This window comes from Pseudomonas sp. PDM25 (assembly GCF_019219045.1).
GTDB lineage: Bacteria > Pseudomonadota > Gammaproteobacteria > Pseudomonadales > Pseudomonadaceae > Aquipseudomonas.
In genome coordinates, this window is record NZ_JAHUWL010000015.1 from 25,117 (window position 1) to 46,941 (window position 21,825).

Below are 21,825 nucleotides of genomic sequence, written 5' to 3' on the forward strand. Positions count from 1 at the left end.
AAGTAACGTAACCGGTCGGCAAACATTCGGTTTGTCGGCCGGGTTTTGACTTCCTTGTAATCAGAGTACTTGTTCATGTTCCCGATGACGCCCATCGCGGCAGCGCTTGCGTTGCTGTTATGTAGCAGCGCATTTGCGGCGCCGACTTCTATTGATAATACCCCCAGAAGTTTGCTGGCCCAGGCCAAGGGTCTGCCGGCGGATTTCGAGGAGCATTTCTTCGATGTGCCGTTGGCCGTTCGGGTCGAGCTCGATCAACAGCCCCTCGGCGAGGCGATGATTGTGTTGTCCCGCGACGACCGGGTGACGTTGCTCGATTTCACCGATACCAGCGAAAGCCGCTTCGACGCCAGTGAGCGCCAAACCTGGGCCGATGTGCTCAAGCCCGGCGTGGCGCTGGGCGCCTGTACCGGCCAGTGCCCGGAACAGATGCTGGCGGTTCACTACAACCTGGAAAGCTCATTGCTGTCGATCGTCACCGAAAATGCCGAGCGCGACACTCAAGCCAAGCGTTTTTACGAACAGCCCGAAGGCGGCAGTAGCGGCTTGATGGTGCGCAACCAGCTCAACCTCAACGGCGGCCAGGATCAGGATCTGGGCGGGCGTTTCGGCCTCGAAGCCAGTGGTAGCCTTGGCAACTGGAGCCAGACCATCAACATGCAACTGGCACGTCTTGGCGGCCCGGACACCAAGACCTACCACGCGGTGCATGAGCTCTACACCCAGCGCGAACTGCAAGGCAGTTTTTTTCGACTGGGTTATTTCACCCCCAATTCCGAAGGCCTCACTCGTCAGCCGCGCTCGTTTGGCACCAGCCCTGATATCGCCGTGGGCGTGATGTACGGCAGTTCTGACAGCCTGGCGATCGACAGCCCGAAACCCAGCGTTTATCCGATTTATGTCACCGCCAATCGCCAGGCCTCGGTGGAGATTTTTCGCGATGGTTTACTGATCAACACCCAGTCAGTCCCGGCAGGTTTGCAAACCCTTGACACCCGGCCATTGCCCGGTGGTATTTACGAAGTGGAAGTGCGATTGATCGAAGACGGTCAAATCACCTCGACCACCCAGGAACTGATCTACAAACCGATCAACTGGCGCAATCTCGATGAGCGCTGGCGCTACAACCTGTTCGCCGGGCAGGAAAACAAACTGCTCAGCAACTGGGATCAACAGAGCGACGGTGACGCGACGGCGGGAGCTGCGATCAATTACCTGCTGCATCCTCGAGCGATTCTAGGGTTGTCGGCACGTCAGGTCCGCAACACGCTTCAGTACGGCAGTTCCATCGACTGGAGCCTGGCCAACAGCATCAACCTCTACGCCAATCTGTACCAAACCGAAGACCACGGCAGCGGCGCCGATCTGCAAGCGCTCTACAACTATGGTTCCGGCAGCCTGGTAGTGAGCCATAACCGCAGCTGGCTCGACACCACCAACACCTACGACACGTTGCCCGACGGCACCCGCGTGCGCCAACGTAACGTGTTCATCGGCGAGACCAGCAATTCATCGCTGGCATTGAACCACCGGATCAGCCGCAAAAATTCGCTCAACGCGCGGGTGTCTCACAGCGACGGCAACGTTGAAGGCGTCGGTCTGGATCTGGGTTGGACGCAACGCATGACGCTGCTGGGCAGCGATGCCAACTGGCGGCTGTCGCTGTTCGATCGTCCGGGCAGCTTCAGCAGCGGTGATGCGCGTAATCGCGGGGTCGATCTAAGCATCAACATGGCATTGGGCGGACCTGGCCAGCAGGTATCCGGCAGCATCGGCTCGCGTACGGCCCGTGACGGCAGCCGCGACAACAACGCGTCACTCGGTTACCGCAAAGACCTGCAAGACCATGTGCTGCAGAGTGTCTCGGTGACTGCGCTCACCGACACCTACGGCGTCGGCTTATCGAGCTTGACGAACTTTCGCACCGATGCGATCAACGGCGACGGTTTTGTTCAGCGTTCATCCTTCAATGGCAACTTCACTGGCGGCGTAAACCTCGACAGCACGGTGGTCGTTGGTGGTCAGCGCATGGCCCTGACCAGCCAGCATCAGGGGCGCGGCGCCGGGATGATTGTCGACATCGAGTCCGATATCGACGGCATCGCCCTGCGCGCCGACGACCTCAGTGGCGGCAGCGTGGCGTTGCGCCCGGGGCGCAATTTCATTCCGTTGACGGCCTACAGGAACAGCTCGGTGAGCTTTGATTTCGAAGGCAACCATGTGCCGGCGGCGAGCATCGAACCTTCCCGTACCCGCTATCACCTCAACAAGGGCGGCGTGGATTATCGCCAGGTGCGGGTGATGAAAACCCTGACCGTGCTCGGGCGCTTGCTCGACGCACAAGGAAAGCCGCTCAAGGGGCATCACGTGATCAACCATGCCAGTCGTGGGGTGACTGAAGTCGACGGGTTTTTCTCGATGGAAATGAACGCCGGTTCACCGACCCTGGAGGTGCGTTACGCCAATCAGCTGTTGTGCCGTTTCCGCCTCGATGCCAATCGTCATCGCAGTGAAAACAACGTGTTGATGATCGGTGATCTGCAGTGCACGCCGGACACGCTGGCTGATGCCAGTTCCTTTGATCAGAAGGCAGGTTGAAGCCATGAAAATCTCTACTATCGGCCTGGCGCTGGCGATGACGCTGGTGGCTCCATCGGTCGGGGCGGTTAATCAGGAGATCCGGGCGCTGTTCACCCCCGATCCCTCGCAGCCGCAAAAAAACGTATTCATCAACAAGACCCCGAACAGCGGCTATTGCGCGACTTACCCGGACCAGTGCCAGGACAACAATATGTTCAGCATTCGTTTGCCGATTCGCTTCGGACCGAGGGTAAACATCGGGCGTCTGGATCTCATCCCTGTGAAAGTACCGGCCAACTGGCGGCAACTGACGGTGACGAACAGGCAAACACTGGAAACCGAAACGGTCGAGGTGCGCATTACCGGTGTTGGTTCCGAATACGTCCTGAGTCATTCGGCCGCCAGCCTGGTCGGTGTGACAGACATTCTCGAGGGACATCAGAAACTGTGGTACGGCAATAGTTGGGTATATGCGCCACCTCCTTGCGAGTACAGCGGTGTCGGGGCGTATACACCCAATACTTATCGATTCTTCTGGAAAACCCCGATTGAGGCGGCCTGCAACAAAAGAACCTACTTTGCTATCCCGCACATGTCCTTCGACACTCTGGATATTGCCTATGAACTGCGCACGCCCAACCCGCTGGGAATGTCGAGCGGGCTCTATACCGGTTCGATGACCTATCGGGTCGGCCCAGGCGCCGATTTCGACTTGGGAAGCATGCCTGCGAACGACAGTAACCTGACCCTGGACTTCGTGCTCGACGTACAGCACACCCTCAAGGTCGATATCCCTCCTGGCGGGGAAAAAGTCCGTTTGACCCCGGCAGGTGGCTGGCAAAGCTGGTTGCAGGAAGGGCGCAAGCCTGTACGGCTGTTCCGGGATCAGAGTTTCAATATCTCGGCGTCGACGCGTTTCAAAATGCACCTGGAATGCGAAATCGCCATAAACCCTTTTGAATGCATGATCCTGGACCGAAAGAGCGGGCGTGCGGTTGAGGTGCAGGTCAGCACCACACTGCCAAATGGCCTGACCGACCTCGCCGGCCAACCGGTCAAGCAACGCCGGCTACGTACCGGTGCAGCGAATGCCCAGCAGTTTCAACCGAGCTTTTATGTGGAAAGGCGTCCAGGCGTACTGCACTTCGAAATTCCATCCAGTCAGATGGGTTTCATGCTCAGCCCCGGTCAGGCGGGCTACTACGCCGGCAACGTCACGGTGATCTGGGATTCGGATCTTTGATGGGCTGCGTATCGCCAGGTGCCATCCGTGTTGTGTTCAATGTCATGAGGTTCAAGGGTATGAAACGTCTGTGGTTGCTGTTGGGTTTGAGCGGTTTTTCATTGGGTCTTCAGGCCGGGCCGCAGATTAACGTCGGAACGGTTTACGACTATCTGGATGGTGACAAGAGCACCTACCTCAAGCGTGTGTTCAACCGCGGTGACAGCACCGCGTTCGTCAAAGTCAACATCCTGGAGATCCTCTACGACGACGATGGCACGTCCCGTGAAGTGCCGGTCAAGACACAAGCGGATGAGAGTGGCCGTGATGGCTTGATGGCCAGTCCCGCGCGCTTGATCGTGCCGGCCAATGGCATGCAAGGCACACGCTTGCTGCTGATGGGCAATCGGGACACCGAACGATATTTTCGCGTGCGCTTTGTGCCGGTGGTGCCGGAAAAGGAAGACGACTTTGCGGTGTCCAGCGAGGAACGTGATGAGTACAAAAAGAATCTGTCGGCGGGGGTCAACGTCATGACCGGGTTTGGCACGGTGTTCTTCGTGCGGCCAAAGGACACTCGTTTCGACAGCGTGATCAATGACGCAGCCGAGCGTTACACGCTGCGCAATAACGGCAATACGGTCGTAGTGGTCGACGAGTTTCGCAACTGCTCGCTGAAGGATGAAACCGAGTGCGAGCCGACTACCAAACACCACATCCTCGCGGGCAAGACGTTCGAATTCGAGAAAAAGCCCGGTCGCGAGTACCGCTTCACTCTGGTCGAGGGCAACGCGAAAAAAACGCTGCGCATCGCCAGCAAGCAATGAAGAGGTGATCGGTGATGCAACAGATAACTGACATGATCAAGCAAGCGACCGTCGCCGGATGCGTGGGGGCCTTGACACTGATAAGTGCTTGCGCTTTCGCGGCGCGGGAGGAGCACACGTTCGAAGTGTCGGCGGATATTCCGACCCTTGGGTTTTATGTAATCCCGGCCGAGTCGGACTGGATTCACCGACCGCAGCGGTTGAACTGGAACCCTTCCACAAAAACCCTGAGCAGCGTGCGCAAGTATTTCGATGTGCGGCATGACACCAGCGCCATTGAAGCGCGCCTGGAGGCCACCCCCTACCTGTCGAACGGCAGGCCGAGTGACAACATGGCATTGCGGGTCAGTTTCAACGGGGTGGAGTTGAGCCCGGACCTTTCTGCGCGGCTGGTGGTGTCGGCGGCCGAAGCGGCGGCAGGCACGCGGGTGTTGCTGGAAATCGCGCCAGTGAAGCCGCCCGGGGGATACCGCCCGGGGGATTACGACGGCAACGTACTGTTGTTGTTCAACGCCAGGGCGCCGGGGGAGTGAGCGCAAGCAGGCGCTTCGGTTTTCAAGGCGCACGCGCATCGGCCGCCACCATTGAACTGAATGTCTGAAACTCACAGTCGCGATGTCGGAACCGGCGCACACGCGACACTGCTACCCGGTTGCAGGTACGGCATCAGAATCGGCGCCATCCCCTTGAGCACTTGCACTGGCAGGGCCGAAGTGAACTTGAACGCTTCGGCCGATTGCCCGGGCACGAACGCCGTCATTGTGCCGAAGTGACGATCGCCGATGTAGAACACAAAGGTCGCGGTGCGGTTAATGGATTTCGAACTCAGAATTCGCCCACCCGAACCGAAGGCTTCGATGCGGTTATCGCCCGTGCCGGTTTTGCCGCCCATGGCCAACGGTTTGCCATCAGGCGTTACGAAACTGCCGGAGATACGTTTGGCTGTACCGGCATCCACCACTTGCGACAACGCTTCGCGCATGGCTGTGGCTACCTCGGAAGGCATCACCCGTTTACCGACATCCGGGTTATTGATCAGTTTGGTCTCATACGGCGTGTTCGCCGCGAAGTGCAGGCTGTCGATGCGCAGTGTCGGCATGCGCACGCCGTCGTTGAGGATGGTACCGATCAGCTCCGCCAATGCTGCCGGACGATCGCCGGAACTGCCGATGGCGGTGGCCAGCGACGGTACCAGGTGATCGAACGGATAGCCGACTTTCTGCCAGCGCTGGTGAATGTCGAGGAACGCCTCGATCTCCAGCATGGTGCGAATGCGGCTGTCGCGGGCAAGCTTGTGACGGCTTTTGAACAGCCAGCTGTAGACTTCCTGGCGTTCGAACTGGCTGGCTTTGACGATCTGGCTGAACTTGGCATCCGGGTTGTTCAGCAGGTAGCCCATCAACCACAAATCGAGCGGGTGGACCTTGGCGATGAAGCCCTGGTCCGGCAAGTCGTAGGCCCCAGGGCCGTAGCTTTCGTAAAGCCGTTGGAGACGTTCGTCGGTCAGCTTTTCGGTGAGCTTGGCGCCTTTGAGGTGCGAGCGCACGAACATGTTGAAGCTTTCCTGACTGGCCTGTGGCAACAGATACCGATGCACCGCGGCCATGCGAATCGGGGTCGGGCGCATGCTGTCGAGGAAGGTCTCGAGCCGCGCCTGGGTGTCCTTGTTCTTGTACTTCTTCCAGAATTTCAGGAGGAACGATGTGCCTTCCCGGTCGGCAAACGAAGCCAGGTATTCCTGACGCCGAGGGTCGCGGTCGTCCTTGAGCAATTCGGCGCTGCTGTTGGGGCCTGAATAGGTGGTATAGCGCACCAGATCACGCATCAGCCGAATGAACGGCAGGTTGATCGACTCACGTATTGCATCGCGAAGCGTCGGCATGCGGCCGTTGTCTTCCTTGCGAAAGTTATGGAACACATGCAACCCGCCACCGGTAAAAAAGGCTTCGCCGGGGCTGGCGGAGTATTTGCGGTCCAGCGCGGCGCCAAGCATGGCTGGCAGGTTGCGGTCTTTGTTCTGGATCAGGTAATCGACGGCCCAGCGACTCAGATGGTCCTGCTCCGGGACCTCGACTTTCTTCAGTTCCGGGACGGTCATCGTTGCGTATTTATCGTGCAGCTCGGCCATGATCTGCAAATAGGTGGTCAGCACACGCATCTTGGCGGTGGAGCCCAGCTCCAGCTTGCTGCCTTCATTGATATCGAACGGCTGGTCGGTGCTGTCGGTCTGCACCCGCACCCGCGAGCCGTCCGGGGTCAGTTCGAACAGCGTGAAGCTGTAGCGCACCTGGGCGGTACTGGTGGGGGTCAGCAGGCGTTCGCCCATCAAGCCGATCTGCGTTGCAAACACAGGGTCGGCCAGATGCTTCAGGTACTCGGTAGCCTGGGTTTGCAACTCGCCTTGCAGGGTGCTGGTGGCGGAAAGATCAAGGCGATCGAGGTCGTACAGCGGACGGTTGAGCAACCCGCCCAGACGACTGCGTGCCACGCTGATGCCCTTGTTGGTTTCGATCGGCTGAATGGTTGGCTGTGTCTGCCAGTCGCGATAGGTCACTTTGCTGGCCAATGCCGCTGCCGCGAGTGGCGCATCGATCACGTCATTCTGTGCCAGCAGGCGAATGTGGCTGTCGGTGAGGTCGGCCAGTTCCTCGCGCCCCTTGGTCAGGTAGTGGGAAGGGCGGCGCTGGGCAATCATCAAAGACAGCATCTCCCGCAGGGCCAGACCTTTTTCCGACATGCTTTTCGGATCTGTCTCCTTGCTGGCCAGCCGCTCGTTGGCCTGGTTGAAATCGGCGCCGTACCAGACGCGCAAACCTTCGGCCATGCCATGCACTTCACCGTGACCCGGTACTGCCGACAGGGGCACGCTGTTGAGGTAATCGCGAATCACGTTCTGCCGGGCTTCGAGGGTCTCCGGTCCGGCCTGATAGGCGCGCACACTGGCAGAAATCATCTGCCGGATTTTTTCCGCGCCCGACACGGTCAGGCCATCGGGCGAATGCCGGTACTTCTCAAGTTGCGTTGCCAGGGTACTGCCGCCCGCCGACTGGCCCGGCAGGTGCATTAACTTGGCGACCTGGGACCACGCTGCCATGCCGAACCGAGGCCAATCCACGGCAGGGTTGGCCCGGGGCTGACGGGGATCGAGCAGAAAGCGGTTTTCGATGAACAGCAAACTGTTGACCACCACAGGGGGGATCGCCGCAAAGCTTGAATACAGTTGTTGTGGGTACTTGTACTGGTAAAGCGGTGCCGCACGGCAATCGGTGATCACCAATCCAGCCTGGATTTTCTCCGCGTAGGGCACGAAAAAGCCCTTGTCGGTGTAGTCCATCAACTTTTGCGAAAACCGGGTCTGTGACGCCACAACGTAATCACGCTTGATCAAACGCGGCAGGAACTCACCCAGAGAGCTGTAGCCCAGGCGCAGGTCGAAAGGACCGGCACCGGGATAGCGAATGGCATCGCTGGGACCGGGTTTGAGCTCGTAGCTCAGGGTGGCCGCGTATTGGCTGAGTTCCCGGGATTGAAACTTCGATGTGCGCATTTCCTTGGCCGCAGCCAACCCCAGGACAATCAGGATAATCAGCAACAACAACCAGAACGCCCACCAGCCGTGCTTTGTGCGACTGCTTCGGGGTTTTTCAGGTAAAGGCGTTTCGTCCATACGTCCAGTCGGAACCACATTTTTACTCGAATCGGTTTGCCACAAAACGCCCATAGTCGACTGATCCATTTACGCAGATTGAGAGGACTTGTCTGAAGCTTAGACGGTGGTTGGCGTTGGTGAAAAAATTGTGGATACACAAATATCATGGATCCACTTTGACTTGTGGCGAGGGGATTTATCCCCGTTGGAGTGCGAAGCGCTCCCTTGTGTCCTTTCAGTCACACCGCGTCCTCAGGTTTTACGGCTGCTGCGCAACCGAACGGGGTGGTGCGGCATTCCGATAAATCCCCCTCACCACATAAAATCCCCTCACCACAGGGAGTTCGGTAGCCACAGAAGAGGAGTGACGTTACAACCAGCAGACATCCCATAGCGGGTAATCGCCGATTTTGTCTACGAGCCCTGCTCTCAAGGGATTTGCAACGATGTATCGAGCGAACGGCAGGAGTTCTTCTCCATCGCGGATTGCCCGGTCGTGGTAGCCAGTTTGCCAGAACGCGCCTTCACGGTTTAACGCCCGATTGATGGTGAGCGTGCTACGAGACTTGGTGGTCTGCATAAGCTGCGCCAAAGTGCATTGTTCGAGTTGTAGCAGCCAATGAAAGTGATCAGGCATAACCACCCAGGCTATTGAGTTGACCCAGCCCAGTTCATGGGCCCGTCGGAGTTCTGCAACCAGCAGGCGTCCCAACCGCCAATCAGTGAATATCTGTCGGCGTTGATGTACTACGGCCGTAATGAGATAGGCCCGTCCTGGTTCTGAGTAACGTCCTTGGCGCAGCAGGTGAGAGTTTGGGCGAGAGAGCATTCCTTTGCGTCCTTAAGCAGTGGTCCCCATTCACCCTAGCCATCCAACTGCCTACACATCGCTGCAACTCCTGCGTGAATATTCTGAAAATATTGAAGGATCCAATTTGAAACGCAATTTCCTGTGGCGAGGGAGCTTGCTCCCGCTGGGCTGCGAAGCAACCCCAAACCTTGCGACCGCGGTTCGTCTGATAAATACGGTTTACAGGCTTTGCGACTGCTACGCAGTCGAGCGGGAGCAAGCTCCCTCGCCACAAGGATCTCATCAAGCTGTAAGTAGTGTTCTAGACGCGTGTAAGGGAAAGTACAGCCTATTCAAGAACATGACGATGCACCATTACCGTGCAATACTCCGCGCCGTTTTAGTTGCGAATAATCTGACGTAAGCCAGGTAATGCCCCTCCGTAAACCGGACTTTTACCGAGAGTTCTCGCTAAATGTTGTGGTTTATAGAGTGAAAAACCCTATAGGAAGCTTTTTATACTGCACGCCCCGCTGATCTTGCAGGTTTTGTCCTACAAGACGGGTTTGCCCACGAAGCAGGCCTGGTTTCAGACAAGCATTGGCTTACCGGTCAGCGCTTCGACACTCGGTGGTCATATCCAATAACAAGACGAGGTTGTACCCCTATGCCAGGCAATCACCTGTCCAATGGCGAGACCGCTCAAGGCGGCCCGCTCAAACGCGAACTCGGCGAACGGCATATTCGTTTGATGGCGCTCGGTGCCTGTATCGGCGTCGGCCTGTTCCTCGGTTCGGCCAAAGCCATCGAGATGGCTGGTCCGGCAATCATGCTTTCCTACATCATCGGCGGTCTGGCGATCCTGGTGATCATGCGCGCCCTCGGCGAGATGGCGGTGCACAACCCGGTCGCCGGCTCCTTCAGCCGGTATGCTCAAGACTACCTCGGCCCATTGGCGGGCTTTCTGACCGGTTGGAATTACTGGTTCCTGTGGCTGGTGACCTGCGTTGCGGAAATCACCGCGGTGGCGGTGTACATGGGCGTCTGGTTCCCTGATGTACCGCGCTGGATCTGGGCACTCGCCGCGTTGATCAGCATGGGCTCGATCAACCTGATCGCGGTGAAGGCCTTCGGTGAGTTCGAATTCTGGTTCGCCCTGATCAAGATCGTCACCATCATTGCGATGGTGATCGGCGGTATCGGCGTGATCGCGTTCGGCTTTGGCAATGACGGCGTGGCGCTGGGGATTTCCAATCTCTGGGCACACGGGGGCTTCATGCCCAACGGCGTGCAAGGCGTGTTGATGTCCCTGCAAATGGTGATGTTCGCCTACCTCGGCGTCGAGATGATCGGCCTGACCGCGGGTGAAGCGAAGAACCCGCAGAAGACCATTCCCAATGCGATCGGCTCGGTGTTCTGGCGGATTCTGCTGTTCTACGTCGGCGCGCTGTTCGTGATCCTTTCGATCTACCCGTGGAACGAAATCGGCACCCAGGGCAGCCCGTTCGTGATGACCTTCGAGCGTCTGGGCATCAAGACCGCCGCCGGTATCATCAACTTCGTGGTGATCACTGCGGCACTGTCATCCTGCAACGGCGGCATCTTCAGCACCGGGCGCATGCTCTACAGCCTGGCGCAGAACGGTCAGGCCCCGGCCGGCTTCGCCAAGACTTCGAACAACGGCGTGCCCCGTCGCGCGTTGCTGTTGTCGATCTTCGTGCTGTTACTGGGTGTGCTGCTCAACTACATGGTTCCGGAGAAAGTGTTCGTCTGGGTGACGGCGATTGCCACCTTCGGCGCGATCTGGACCTGGGTGATGATCCTGCTGGCCCAGCTCAAGTTCCGCCAAGGCCTGAGCGCCAGCGAACGTGCCGGCCTGAAATACAAGATGTGGCTGTACCCGGTCAGCTCGTACCTGGCGCTGGCGTTTTTGGTGCTGGTGGTCGGCCTGATGGCGTACTTCCCGGACACTCGCGTGGCGCTCTATGTGGGGCCGGCGTTCCTGGTGCTGCTGACGGTGTTGTTCTACATGTTCAAGCTGCAACCGACCAATGTGTCGCAGGGGGCGGCGGTGCGTGCTTCGTAAGGTGTAACGCCTGAAATGAAAAAGCCCCGGTCGTGATGATCGGGGCTTTTGCGTTTGTAGGGGCAAAAGATCTTAGGCGGCCGCCACCGACATTTGCCGATTCAACTGCTTGTTGAATTCCAGCCACGCCCCCAGCAACGCCATCACCCCGGCCCCCACCAACGCGGTGAAAACCTGCATGGCAAACGCATCGTCGGTCAGGGCGTTGAGCATGTCCGCCAAGGGCGCCAACAGCACGCCGAGGCAGAAAACTTCCAGTGAATAGCGCCCCATGCGACAGCATTGCTGCGCCAGCCAGTTTTGCGTCCAGCCGTTGCCGGGCAAGAGCCTGGCGGTGACGTAGGCCAGCGCCAGGAAGTGCAGCAGACGGACCGGCGACAGATCGGTCTTGCTGATCGGGTACAGCAGGTTGCTCAGGCTGGCGGGCATCAGGGCATCGTGTATTTGCGGCCAGCGCAAGGAGACAGTCATCACCCCGGTCACCACCACGTACACCGCTGCGCTGACAAACAAGGGCTGGCGCAACAGCGGGCGAGTGTCGGGCAACCGTGGCCGCTGCCCGTGAATCGCCATAAAGCCGCCGAGGATAAACAGCAGTTGCCAGGTGACGGGGTTGAAGTACCACACACCGTCCTTGATGGCCGCCAGGTTCCAGCCAAACCGCGGTGCCAGCAAGTACACCGCCAATGACACCGCTACAACCGCCCACGGCTTGCGCACCAGCAACGGCAAGACCAGTGGCAATCCCGCCAGCAGCACGATGTACAGCGGCAGCGGGTCCATCAGGTTCGGCTTGAAGCGCAGCAGTAACTCATCAGTCAACGCTTGCTGGGGGTTGCTGATGAAGTGATGCATGCCCATTTCCTCCACCAGATCGCGGGTTTCCACATGGCTGTTGGCGAAGAACACGATGCCCATCAGCATGGCCAGCAGGAAAATATGGACCACGTAGAGCACCCAGGCGCGCCGCAGAATCTTCACGCAGGCGATCAGGTAACCCTCGCGCGCAAGGATTTTGCCGTAGGCCAGAACGGCTGCGTAGCCGGCGAGAAACACGAATATTTCTGCGGCATCGCTGAAACCGAGATTGCGCAGGGTGATTTGACCAAGGGGGTTGTGAGGCACGTGATCCCAAAAAATGAAGATCAGTGCCAGACCGCGAAAAAAGTCGATTCGGTGATCGCGCTCAAACGTCATGACGGCAGGCTCGTGAACGGGTGTCGGGATAAGGAGTAGCCGAAGGGGCCAAAGGAGTTGCGTGCCGCACATCGGCGGCGCGCAGGGTGGCGTGATTCGCGGGCAATTGCAAAACCGGGATATTACGGGATGTCTCCTGGCATTCAGGCAAGCCTTGACCGCTGGTCTGAAAGGTCCGCCCACCTGTGATTTCTGACAGTAGACAAGTTCAAAGTTTTATGACGTGAAACGGGAGAATCACCATGAGATTTTTGTGGAAAGGATTTTCCAGCTACACGGTAGTCGGGGTCGCCAACACGCTGATCCACTGGCAAATTTTTTTCCTGCTGAGCGTGGGGGCCGGCCTCAGTCAGGCGGTCAGCAACCTGGCTGCCTTCTGCGTTGCCGCCTCGTTTTCCTTCTACATGAACGCGCTGTATACCTTCGAAGCCAAGGCGTCGGTCGGCGGTTATCTTCTATTCTTGGGAGCTATGGGGGCGCTGAGTCTGGGCGTCGGCCATGCCGGTGACGTATGGAGACTTCATGGCCTGCTGACGGTGTTTATCTTTTCGGCATTGAGCCTGGTGCTTGGCTTTCTGTTTTCAAAGTACGTGGTCTTTCGCGAGCGTAGTGCATGAGAGTCTCGTTGATCGTTCCGGTATTCAATGAAGAACAGGCGGTCAGCCTGTTTTATCAGGCCGTGCGTCGCGAGTTGAGGCTTGACCCGGCCGAGGTCGAAATCGTGTTCATCAACGATGGCAGTTCCGACCGCACGGCTGAGGAGGTCAAGGCCCTGGCGCAGGCCGATGAACAGGTCTTGCTGATCAACTTCTCGCGCAACTTCGGCAAGGAGCCGGCGTTGTTCGCCGGCCTGGAATATGCCACCGGCGATGCGGTGATTCCCATGGACGTCGATTTGCAGGACCCGATCAGCGTCATCCCGCGGTTGATTGGCGAATGGCAAAAAGGCGCGGATGTGGTGCTCGCCAAGCGCCGGGATCGCACCACCGACAGTTACCTGAAACGCCACAGCGCTTCGCTGTTCTACCGTGTGCTGAACCGCATCGCTTACACCCGCATCGAAGAAAACGTCGGCGATTTTCGGCTGATGGATCGCAAGGTGGTCGACGTGATTCGCGCGCTTCCCGAGCACCAGTTGTTCATGAAAGGCGTGCTGTCATGGGCCGGGTTCAACACTGTGGTGGTGGAGTACGAGCGCGCCGAGCGAGTGGCGGGCACCAGCAAGTTCAATGGCTGGAAGCTCTGGAACCTGGCGCTGGAAGGCGTGACTTCGTTCAGTACGGTGCCGTTGCGCTTATGGACTTACGTCGGTGGCGGAATTTCGATCTTCGCGGTGCTCTACGCGGTGTACATGGTGCTGGACAAGATTTTCTTCGGCAACAGCGTCCCCGGTTACCCGTCGTTGATGACGGCCATTCTGTTTCTCGGCGGCGTGCAACTGATCGGCATCGGCATCCTCGGTGAGTACGTCGGCCGCATCTACATCGAAGCCAAGCATCGGCCGCGTTATGTGGTGAAAGACATCGTTGGCGGCAAAGACCGGCTCGGGTTTTAGCATGGGCAGGTTCAGCGACTTTTTCGGCAAGGAACTCGGGCGTCGGCAGGTCTGGCTGTTTTTTCTGTTGGCGACCTTGGTGTATGTGGTGCCGCTGCTCCTCGCGGACTATCCGTATATCGATGACAACTGGCGATCGTTGTCGGCCGGTTTGGCTTGGACGGGGCAGGGGCGGTTGTTCAGCGAGCTGTTCTACAACCTGCTGACGTTCAGCAATGCCGCGCCGAACATCTTTCCGCTGCCGCTGTTGATCGCCACACTGGCCATGGCCGCGGCGCTGACCAGCCTGACGTTTCATTACTACCCGCAACCGACGATTGCCTGCTGCCTGGTGACGCTACCGCTCTGGTACAACCCGTTCTTTCTGCAAAACCTGTCTTATCAATACGACGGGCCCGCCATGGCGTTGAGCGTGGTGGCGGTCATCTATGCGATTACCTTCCGTCCCCCCTCGCGCATTCAGCAGTGGCTGGTGCCGTCCTTTCTGGTTGCCTTGGCGATAGGGCTGTATCAGGTGAGCTTCAATGTGTTTCTCGGGTTGTGTTGCGTGGAGGTACTCAGGGGCGCCAATGACAAACTCGCCTGGCCGCAATGGTGCGGGTTGATCGGCTGGAAAATCGCTCAGGCCTTCCTGGGCTGCCTGATTTACGCCGTCAGTGCTTATCCGTTCACTCAACACAATCGCACCCTGCTGCTGAACTGGAACGCGGAGCCGTTGCTGCAACTGCACGTCAACATCGCCAGGGTGCTGGAAAAAGTCGTGCTGCTGTTTCACGGCGGATTTACCTGGGTGTTCGCCGGGTTGTTGCTGTGCGCCATAGCTGGCGCGGTTCGCCTGGGGCTCAACGTCGTGACGCGTCAGGACAGCACCGCGAACAAAATGCTGATCGGCCTGATCTGTGTGCTGGCATTACCGGCAGTGACCTTACTGGTGTCGGGTATGGCGCTGTTTTTCCGGGACTTCAATGAAGGCGCCAGGACCTTGATGGGCTTCGCGGTCCTGTTGGTGCTGTTGTTCTATTTGAGCCATCTGGCGCTGGCACGAATCCACCAGCGGCTGCCGCTGTTGTTGGTGATTCCGTTGCTGGCGATGCTTTCGCTGTCGTACGCCTACGGGCGCGTGCTGACGGTGCAGAAAGCCTTCGCGGCCAGCGCGCTATTGAGTCTTCAACACGACATCGTGTCGAATCGACAGCTGTTCGAAGCCAAGCGCATTTACATGTCAGTGACCTATTCCGATCACTGGTTGCTGGGGGCAGCAGGCTCGTTCAAGCAGATGCCGGTGTTGCACTATCTGCTGAACATCGACTTCTACATGCTGGCCGAGAACCTGCCGAAAGTGGGGATCACCAACGTCGTTGCAGAGAAGGAGCGACGTAACGCGACCCGGGTGGGGTATCAGGGTTATCCGCCGCTGGTGGAGAGCCAGTACTACCGGATTTATCTGATCGGCGATTACGGTTTTATTGTCATGAAAGAGCCTGCGCCGATTAAGAGGCTGCACTGGTGAAAGGTGAGGGGCACTGTTCGCGACGATATCGTTAGATGTGACCGTTGGTCTGGAATCCTCGCCTGCCTGTTATTTCTGTCAGTAGACCGCTACAGGGCAGTCACCTAGTTTGAAAGGCACCTGAAACAGGGATATTGGCAGGAGTCAGCATGAAAGCGTTATTGAAAGGATTCTGTAGCTACATGTTCATCGGCGTGATCAATGCGCTCATCCATTGGCAGATTTTTTTCGTACTCACCGTCGCCGCCGAACTCAGTCAGGCGATCAGCAACTTTGTGGCGTTTTGCATCGCGGTCACCTTTTCCTTCCATGTGCATGCGCTTTACACCTTTGACAGGAAGGCGATGGTGCTGGGCTATCTGTTGTTCAGCGCTGTCATGGGCGTCGTGAGCTATGGCGTCGGACATATTGCAGATCTGTGGCAGGTGCATGGTTTGGTGACGGTGACATCGTTTTGGTTGTTGTACCTGATTGGCGAGTTCTTCTTTTCCAGGTTTGTGGTGTTGCGTGGATGTGAGTCATGAGGGCTTCTCAGCCGACGATCCCGATGTTTGGGCCGCTTCACGGGCGAACAGTTTCAGTGTATTCGGGTTTGATGAAATCCCGAGCGATGACTTTCAGCATGCTGTCCTTCCTTGGTGTTAAGCCAACCTCCCGATGAGGTTGGCGTTCAATCGTTGTTTACGCAGCAACCACCTCATTCGGCTCAAAACTGTCCGCCCGCGCCATCTGCCACATCCGCGAGTAAAACTCCCCATTCACTTCCCCAGTCAGCAACTCCCCCGGTTTCAAGAACACATGCAACTGCGAGAACAATTTGATCTCGGTCGCCGACATGCGCCGTACCAGATGCTTGGCCGATAGCTGCGAAGGATGTTCCAACCCGGCAGCGGCGAGCATTTCGGCCAGGGCCTTGAGCGTGTTGCGGTGGAAGTTGAAGACGCGTTGGGCCTTGTCCGGGACGACGAGTGCGCGTTGGCGCAGTGTGTCCTGGGTGGCGACACCGGTCGGGCATTTGTTGGTGTGGCAGCTTTGCGACTGGATGCAGCCGATGGCGAACATGAAGCCACGCGCCGAGTTGGCCCAGTCGGCGCCGATGGCCAGGACGCTGGCGATGTCGAAGGCGCTGACAATCTTGCCGCTGGCGCCGAGTTTGATTTTGTCCCGCAGGTTCAGGCCGACCAGCGTGTTGTGCACGAACAACAGGCCTTCGCGCATTGGCACACCAATGTGGTCGGTGAATTCTACGGGCGCGGCGCCGGTGCCGCCTTCCTTGCCATCGACCACGATGAAGTCGGGGAGGATGCCGGTTTCCAGCATGGCCTTGGCGATGCCCATGAATTCCCACGGATGCCCCAGGCAAAACTTGAAACCCACCGGTTTGCCGCCGGACAGTTCGCGCAACTGCTGGATGAAATGCATCAACTCGATCGGTGTGGAAAACGCGCTGTGCCGCGACGGCGAGATGCAATCTTCGCCCATCAGGATGCCGCGGGTTTCGGCGATTTCCCGGGTGACTTTGTGCTTGGGCAGGATCCCGCCGTGGCCGGGTTTGGCGCCCTGGCTCATCTTGATTTCGATCATCCGCACTTGCGGCGTCTGCGCTTGTGCGGCGAAGCGTTCAGGGTCGAAGCGCCCGTCAGCGGTGCGACAGCCGAAGTAGCCGCTGCCCAGTTCCCAGGTCAGGTCGCCGCCGTTTTCCCGGTGATAGGCGCTGATGCTGCCTTCACCGGTGTCGTGGGCGAAGTTGCCGAGTTTCGCCCCCTGGTTCAACGCCCGAATGGCGTTGGCGCTGAGGGAGCCGAAGCTCATGGCCGAGATGTTGAACACCGACGCCGAGTACGGCTGCGTGCACTGCGGGCCGCCGACCGTGACGCGGAAACTGCTCGGGTCGCTCAACGGCGCAGGGCGCATGGAGTGGCCGATGAATTCGAAACCCGACTGATACACATCGATCAAGGTGCCGAAGGGTTTGTCGGCGCTTTCGTTCTTGGCCCGTGAATAGACCAGCGAACGCTGAGCCCGGGAGAAGGGCAGGGCGTCGCTGTCGGACTCGAGCAGGTACTGGCGGATTTCCGGGCGAATACCCTCCACCAGATAGCGGATGTTGCCGAGGATCGGGTAATTACGGCGCACGGCGTGAGGGCTTTGCAGCAGATCGAACAAGCCCACGAGGCTGAGAATGCCGGTGGCGACGGTGATCGGCCAGAGCCAGTCGTGCTCCAGAAAGGGCAGGCTGGCGAGGGTGAAAATCACGCAGGCAGCAAAGAAGGCGTAGCGGCTCAGGAGTGACAGGCTCATACGGTTTCCTTGGGTTCGGACTTGGTGGGGCAGTCCGCATTCTGCGCCCGTAGGGAACCCGTGAAAAGAGAATGACACCGCCCCGGCATTCACATGGCTGAAGTCTCGCGCAGCATCCGCGGTATGGCTGAACCGAGCCCCGGCAATCGTTTACCGGACGTTACCTCGAAGCTCGCCTGATTGTCCGTGGCAGAACTGCCGCCGACAAACACCGTAAACGTTCCGGGCTCAACCACTCGCAGAAAATACTTATCCAGCAGCGCAAAGTCCTCCTCATCCAGCAGGAAACTTACTGTTCGTGTTTCTTCCGGAGCGAGCCTGACCCGCACAAATCCACGCAAACTGCGCACCGGACGCGTCACGCTAGCGACATCGTCGCGCAGGTATAACTGGATGATTTCCTCTCCCGCTCGCTTGCCGGTATTACGGACCGTCACCTGCACCGACAGTTTTTCACTCGCTGTCAGCGTCGTTGCACTGAGTCTCGGGGTGTCGTATGTAAAGGTCGTGTAACTCAGGCCATGTCCGAAGGGATAAAGTGGCGTCCAGGGTTGGTCAACGTACTTCGAGGTGAAAACCGCCTCTTTGCTCGGTGGGCGGCCGGTATTCTTGTGCTCAAAGTAAATGGGTACCTGCCCGACCGAGCGCGCAAAAGTGATGGGGAGCTTGCCACTTGGATTCACGTCACCGAACAACACATCGGCCACGCCGTGGCCCATCTCGGAACCGAGAAACCAGGACTCAAGGATAGCGGGCACTTTCTCGGCCATTCTCGGAATGGCCAAGGGTCGACCGTTCATGAGAATGACCACCAAGGGTTTGCCTGATTCGATCAACCGCAACAACAGTGCATCTTGAGCACCAGGCAGGCCCAGGGATGCACGACTGCGTGCTTCGCCACTCATATCCGCACTTTCGCCGAGAACGGCAATCACCACATCGGCATCCGCGGCGGCGCGTTGTGCCTCGTCGACCCCTGAGAGTTCGGCGTTGTCGGGCGAGGCTCCTGGTCTGTAGATGACCTGTGTCGCGGGCGATACCGCGCGCTTGATTCCCTCAAGAACTGTAATCGAGTCCTCGGGGCGGCCGTCCCCTGACCAAGAGCCCAATGTGGCATTGGCGTCAGTAGCGAGCGCGCCTACCACCAAGAGTTTGTGGATGTCCTTGGGCAGCGGCAACAATTGGTTGTCGTTCTTCAACAGCACAATGGATTTTTGCGCCGCTTCCCGCGCCAGCGCGCGCATCTGGGGCGAGAGGGTCAGCTGACGTTCGCGGACCGGGTCGCTGTAGCGATAAGGGTTCTCGAACAGGCCCAGTCGTTGTTTGGTTTGGAGTACACGCCGCACAGCGTCGTCCAGCAAGCGCTGTGGAATTTGCCCGCTGCGCACCAGTGCCGGTAATTCCTTAGCGTAGAGACCGCTGACCATGTCGATATCCATCGTGGCCTCGAGTGCGAGATTGACCGCTGTCGTGGGGATTGCAGCGACGCCGTGCTCCATCAGTTCCGGTATGCCGCAGTAGTCGCTGACAATGACCCCGTCGAAGCCCCACTGATCGCGCAGTCTTTCCTTAAGCAGCGAGCGGTTTGCATGCATCGGTGCTCCCGCGATCTCGTTGAATCCAGGCATGATCGCATCTGCCCCTGCCTCTACAGCGGCACGAAACGGCGGGAGATAAACCTCTCGCAAGGTACGTTCCGAGATATCGGCAGTGTTGTAGTCACGCCCACCTTCGGCGGCCCCGTATGCAACAAAATGCTTGGCGGTGGCCAGCATCATGGACGCATTTTTCTCATCGGTATCCCGAAAACCTCGTACACGCGCAACCGCCAGCGAGGAACCCAGAAACGGGTCCTCGCCTGCACCCTCTACCACCCGACCCCAACGTGGGTCACGCGCGATATCGACCATGGGCGCGAAGGTCCAGTGCAATCCGCTGGCGGTTGCTTCGACGGCGGCGGCACGGGCAGTGCGTTGTGACAGTTCAGGATCCCAGGCCGAGGCCTCGGCAAGTGGAACTGGAAAAATGGTGCGAAAGCCATGAACCACGTCGAATGAGAACAGCAACGGGATATGCAGGCGGGACCCTTCGACAGCCCTGCGTTGCAGTTGACGTGTGGTTTCGGCGCCATAGACCCCGAGCAGAGAGCCGGAGTCTTCAACACGAACAATGTTTTCGCCTTTGTTATCCACAATGGGGCCGGTGGGCGTCGCTTGCATACCCAGTTGTGTGAGCTGGCCGGCCTTTTCTTCGAGTGTCATCTGCGCGAGCAATGTTTCAATCAGATTATCGTTACCGGACGATGAATCCGCATAGGCGTGAACCCACGTTCCCGTCACGAGCGTAGTCAGGATGGCGTTTCTGATGAGGCGTCGGACATCCATGGCCGGTAGTCCTCTCAGGAAACGTTAAAAGTTTCGGAAGGATGTTGCAGCGCTATCGCCCCAGATTGTGAATCGAATGGGTGATACTGATAGAGCCATGTTTCCGACAGCGTCTTGCCGTCCAGGAGTAAGAACAAGCGCAGTTCCACCGGATCTTTCCCATCGACGCTTAAATCGAACTGAGCACGCCAGTGACCTGGCACGCCATCTGGTACGGCCTCTGTAAATACATTCGAGAATGTTCCTCTCGAGGAAGACAGTACGGCTTGCGGTTTTACCCCGAAGGCGAGCTTCTCCAGCGGTGTGCCTTTGAACTCTACGACGAACTTGCGCACGCCTTTGGGGCGCGGTTGGCCGGGTTGGCCGCCATTGCCCAAGCGCGTCGCCACGCAACGAGCCAATTCAGAAGGGTAGGGTTCATCCGCCAACCAATGAAGGCGATAACGTAGCCGATAGGTATTGCCTGCCTCGGCAGGTTCAGCAGGGACCCACATGGCGACGATATTGTCGTGAATTTCATCGTCAGTGGGGATTTCCACCAACTGAACGCTGCCTGCCCCCCAATCGCCAAGAGGTTCTACCCACAGACTGGGGCGACGTTCGTAATGCACGCCGTCCTCAAAATTGTTGAAGTCCCGATCCCGCTGTAATAAACCAAAACCTCGTGGATGGTTGTCGCTGAAAGCCGACGCCATGGTGCGCCCTGGGTTGTTCAATGGTCGCCAGATGCGCTCGCCGTTCCCGGTCCAAAGCGCCAGGCCATCAGAATCGTGTACCTCGGGGCGCCAGTCGGCAGCGGTGCGCTTGGCGGTTTCGCTGAACCAATGCATGGAGGTCAGCGGGGCGATGCCAAAACGTCCAACATCCTGGCGCAGAAATAGCGCGCACTCGACATCCATGACCACACCTTTGGTCCGGTGAATGGTGAAGCGATAGGCGCCACAGATGCTGGGGCCGTCGAGCAACGCGTACAGCGTCACGCTCTCATTGCGATCCTCCTTGGGGGTTTCAAACCAGATGTGCGTGAAGTTTGGAAACTCTTCAGCCGTATCCGGTTGCGCGACGTCCAGCGCGATGCCGCGCGCTGAAAGCCCATATTGGTACAACTCGCCAATGGCGCGAAAATACGAGGCACCGAGAAAGGCCACCCAGTCATTGTGCTTCCAGTCGCGTTTTTTCTGGTCACCCCGGCGACTTTCCTGAAGACGAAATCCAGAAAAACCACTGTCCGGGGGAAGTGCATGAGCCGGACTTTCGGCAGGCATAGTGAAGTAGCTCGGGTCGTAGATTATCTCTTGAGCAATACCTTCTTTAATCAAATGCAGGCGGACCGGTACACGAAAGTAGGTGCCCAAGTGAAAAAAAGTGACAGGGTATTGTCCTGACCCTTTTGAAAAAAGCGCATGTTGCGGGTCGAACTTTATTTTTCCATGGGCTTCGTAGTCGATCTTTGACAGGAGTTGTGCAGAAGCTGTTGCTGGAGCGATATAGGGCTTCAACACTAAGGCTCGCGCACGTTCAATCAAACTGTCGAAGGAGAACACCTCAGACGCACCCAGCTTCAGATGTTCTTCTGCGATTGCCGCTGACTTGATGTTCAGAGCGCAGAAAGCCGTTGAGAGTGACGCGAATGTCAAAAAGGAGCGGCGTGTAAACATAAGGAAACCTGTCCGTGGCTGATGAGTAAAAACGTTTAATTACCTTAAACGTCCAATTGCAACGCG

At 58.1% G+C, this 21,825-nt stretch carries 15 protein-coding genes; 9 read left to right on the plus strand and 6 right to left on the minus strand.

Annotation, left to right across the window (positions count from 1 at the left end):
- Positions 1-75: 75 nt before the first annotated feature.
- From KW848_RS24400 to KW848_RS24415, 4 genes are read left to right on the plus strand one after another with little or no spacing between them, the layout of a single operon-like run.
- Positions 76-2,598, plus strand: a complete 2,523-nt coding sequence (locus KW848_RS24400) for a CS1-pili formation C-terminal domain-containing protein (protein ID WP_218538336.1) — start codon at positions 76-78, stop codon at positions 2,596-2,598.
- A gap of 4 nt (positions 2,599-2,602) precedes the next feature.
- Positions 2,603-3,823 carry a hypothetical protein gene (locus KW848_RS24405; RefSeq protein WP_218538337.1) on the plus strand — a complete coding sequence of 407 codons (1,221 nt, stop codon included), beginning with the start codon at positions 2,603-2,605 and terminating at the stop codon, positions 3,821-3,823.
- 59 nt (positions 3,824-3,882) lie between these two features.
- Positions 3,883-4,629: a molecular chaperone gene (locus KW848_RS24410; RefSeq protein WP_192410268.1), complete on the plus strand. Its 747-nt coding sequence runs from the start codon at positions 3,883-3,885 to the stop codon at positions 4,627-4,629.
- Between the two features lie 32 nt (positions 4,630-4,661).
- Positions 4,662-5,162 carry a CS1 type fimbrial major subunit gene (locus KW848_RS24415; protein ID WP_218538392.1) on the plus strand — a complete coding sequence of 167 codons (501 nt, stop codon included), beginning with the start codon at positions 4,662-4,664 and terminating at the stop codon, positions 5,160-5,162.
- A gap of 71 nt (positions 5,163-5,233) precedes the next feature.
- Here the strand turns inward: KW848_RS24415 and KW848_RS24420 are convergent, their stop codons facing one another.
- On the minus strand, positions 5,234-8,350 hold the full coding sequence (locus tag KW848_RS24420; RefSeq protein ID WP_192410269.1) for a transglycosylase domain-containing protein: 3,117 nt from the start codon (positions 8,348-8,350) through the stop codon (positions 5,234-5,236).
- Between the two features lie 298 nt (positions 8,351-8,648).
- Entirely contained in the window at positions 8,649-9,107 is a 459-nt protein-coding gene (locus tag KW848_RS24425; RefSeq protein WP_218538338.1) for a transposase, read from the minus strand.
- Between the two features lie 628 nt (positions 9,108-9,735).
- On the opposite strand from KW848_RS24425, the gene KW848_RS24430 reads away from it, so the two are divergent.
- Entirely contained in the window at positions 9,736-11,154 is a 1,419-nt protein-coding gene (locus KW848_RS24430) for an amino acid permease (RefSeq protein ID WP_192410271.1), read from the plus strand.
- Positions 11,155-11,226: 72 nt separating this feature from the next.
- On the opposite strand, the gene KW848_RS24435 is transcribed toward KW848_RS24430, so the two are convergent.
- The gene (locus KW848_RS24435; protein WP_218538339.1) at positions 11,227-12,351 is read right to left on the minus strand and encodes an OpgC family protein; all 1,125 of its coding nucleotides are present in this window, start codon (positions 12,349-12,351) and stop codon (positions 11,227-11,229) included.
- Between the two features lie 242 nt (positions 12,352-12,593).
- Between KW848_RS24435 and KW848_RS24440 the strand changes: the two genes are divergently transcribed.
- The 4 genes from KW848_RS24440 to KW848_RS24455 all read left to right on the plus strand — a co-directional run bounded on the left by KW848_RS24440 (position 12,594) and on the right by KW848_RS24455 (position 15,940).
- Entirely contained in the window at positions 12,594-12,968 is a 375-nt protein-coding gene (locus KW848_RS24440; protein WP_111452022.1) for a GtrA family protein, read from the plus strand.
- A complete protein-coding gene (locus tag KW848_RS24445) occupies positions 12,965-13,906 on the plus strand; it encodes a glycosyltransferase family 2 protein (RefSeq protein WP_218538340.1) in 942 nt (313 codons plus the stop codon). The genes KW848_RS24440 and KW848_RS24445 overlap by 4 nt, the downstream gene beginning before the upstream one ends.
- A 1-nt stretch (position 13,907) precedes the next feature.
- Entirely contained in the window at positions 13,908-15,416 is a 1,509-nt protein-coding gene (locus KW848_RS24450; protein ID WP_218538341.1) for a glucosyltransferase domain-containing protein, read from the plus strand.
- Between the two features lie 149 nt (positions 15,417-15,565).
- Positions 15,566-15,940 carry a GtrA family protein gene (locus KW848_RS24455; RefSeq protein WP_218538342.1) on the plus strand — a complete coding sequence of 125 codons (375 nt, stop codon included), beginning with the start codon at positions 15,566-15,568 and terminating at the stop codon, positions 15,938-15,940.
- Between the two features lie 157 nt (positions 15,941-16,097).
- On the opposite strand, the gene KW848_RS24460 is transcribed toward KW848_RS24455, so the two are convergent.
- From KW848_RS24460 to KW848_RS24470, 3 genes are all read right to left on the minus strand, one after another.
- Positions 16,098-17,717, minus strand: a complete 1,620-nt coding sequence (locus KW848_RS24460; RefSeq protein ID WP_218538343.1) for an FMN-binding glutamate synthase family protein — start codon at positions 17,715-17,717, stop codon at positions 16,098-16,100.
- A gap of 89 nt (positions 17,718-17,806) precedes the next feature.
- The gene (locus tag KW848_RS24465) at positions 17,807-20,101 is read right to left on the minus strand and encodes a glycoside hydrolase family 3 N-terminal domain-containing protein (RefSeq protein WP_218538344.1); all 2,295 of its coding nucleotides are present in this window, start codon (positions 20,099-20,101) and stop codon (positions 17,807-17,809) included.
- A gap of 14 nt (positions 20,102-20,115) precedes the next feature.
- Entirely contained in the window at positions 20,116-21,759 is a 1,644-nt protein-coding gene (locus tag KW848_RS24470) for a glucan biosynthesis protein D (protein WP_218538345.1), read from the minus strand.
- Between the last annotated feature and the right edge of the window lie 66 nt (positions 21,760-21,825).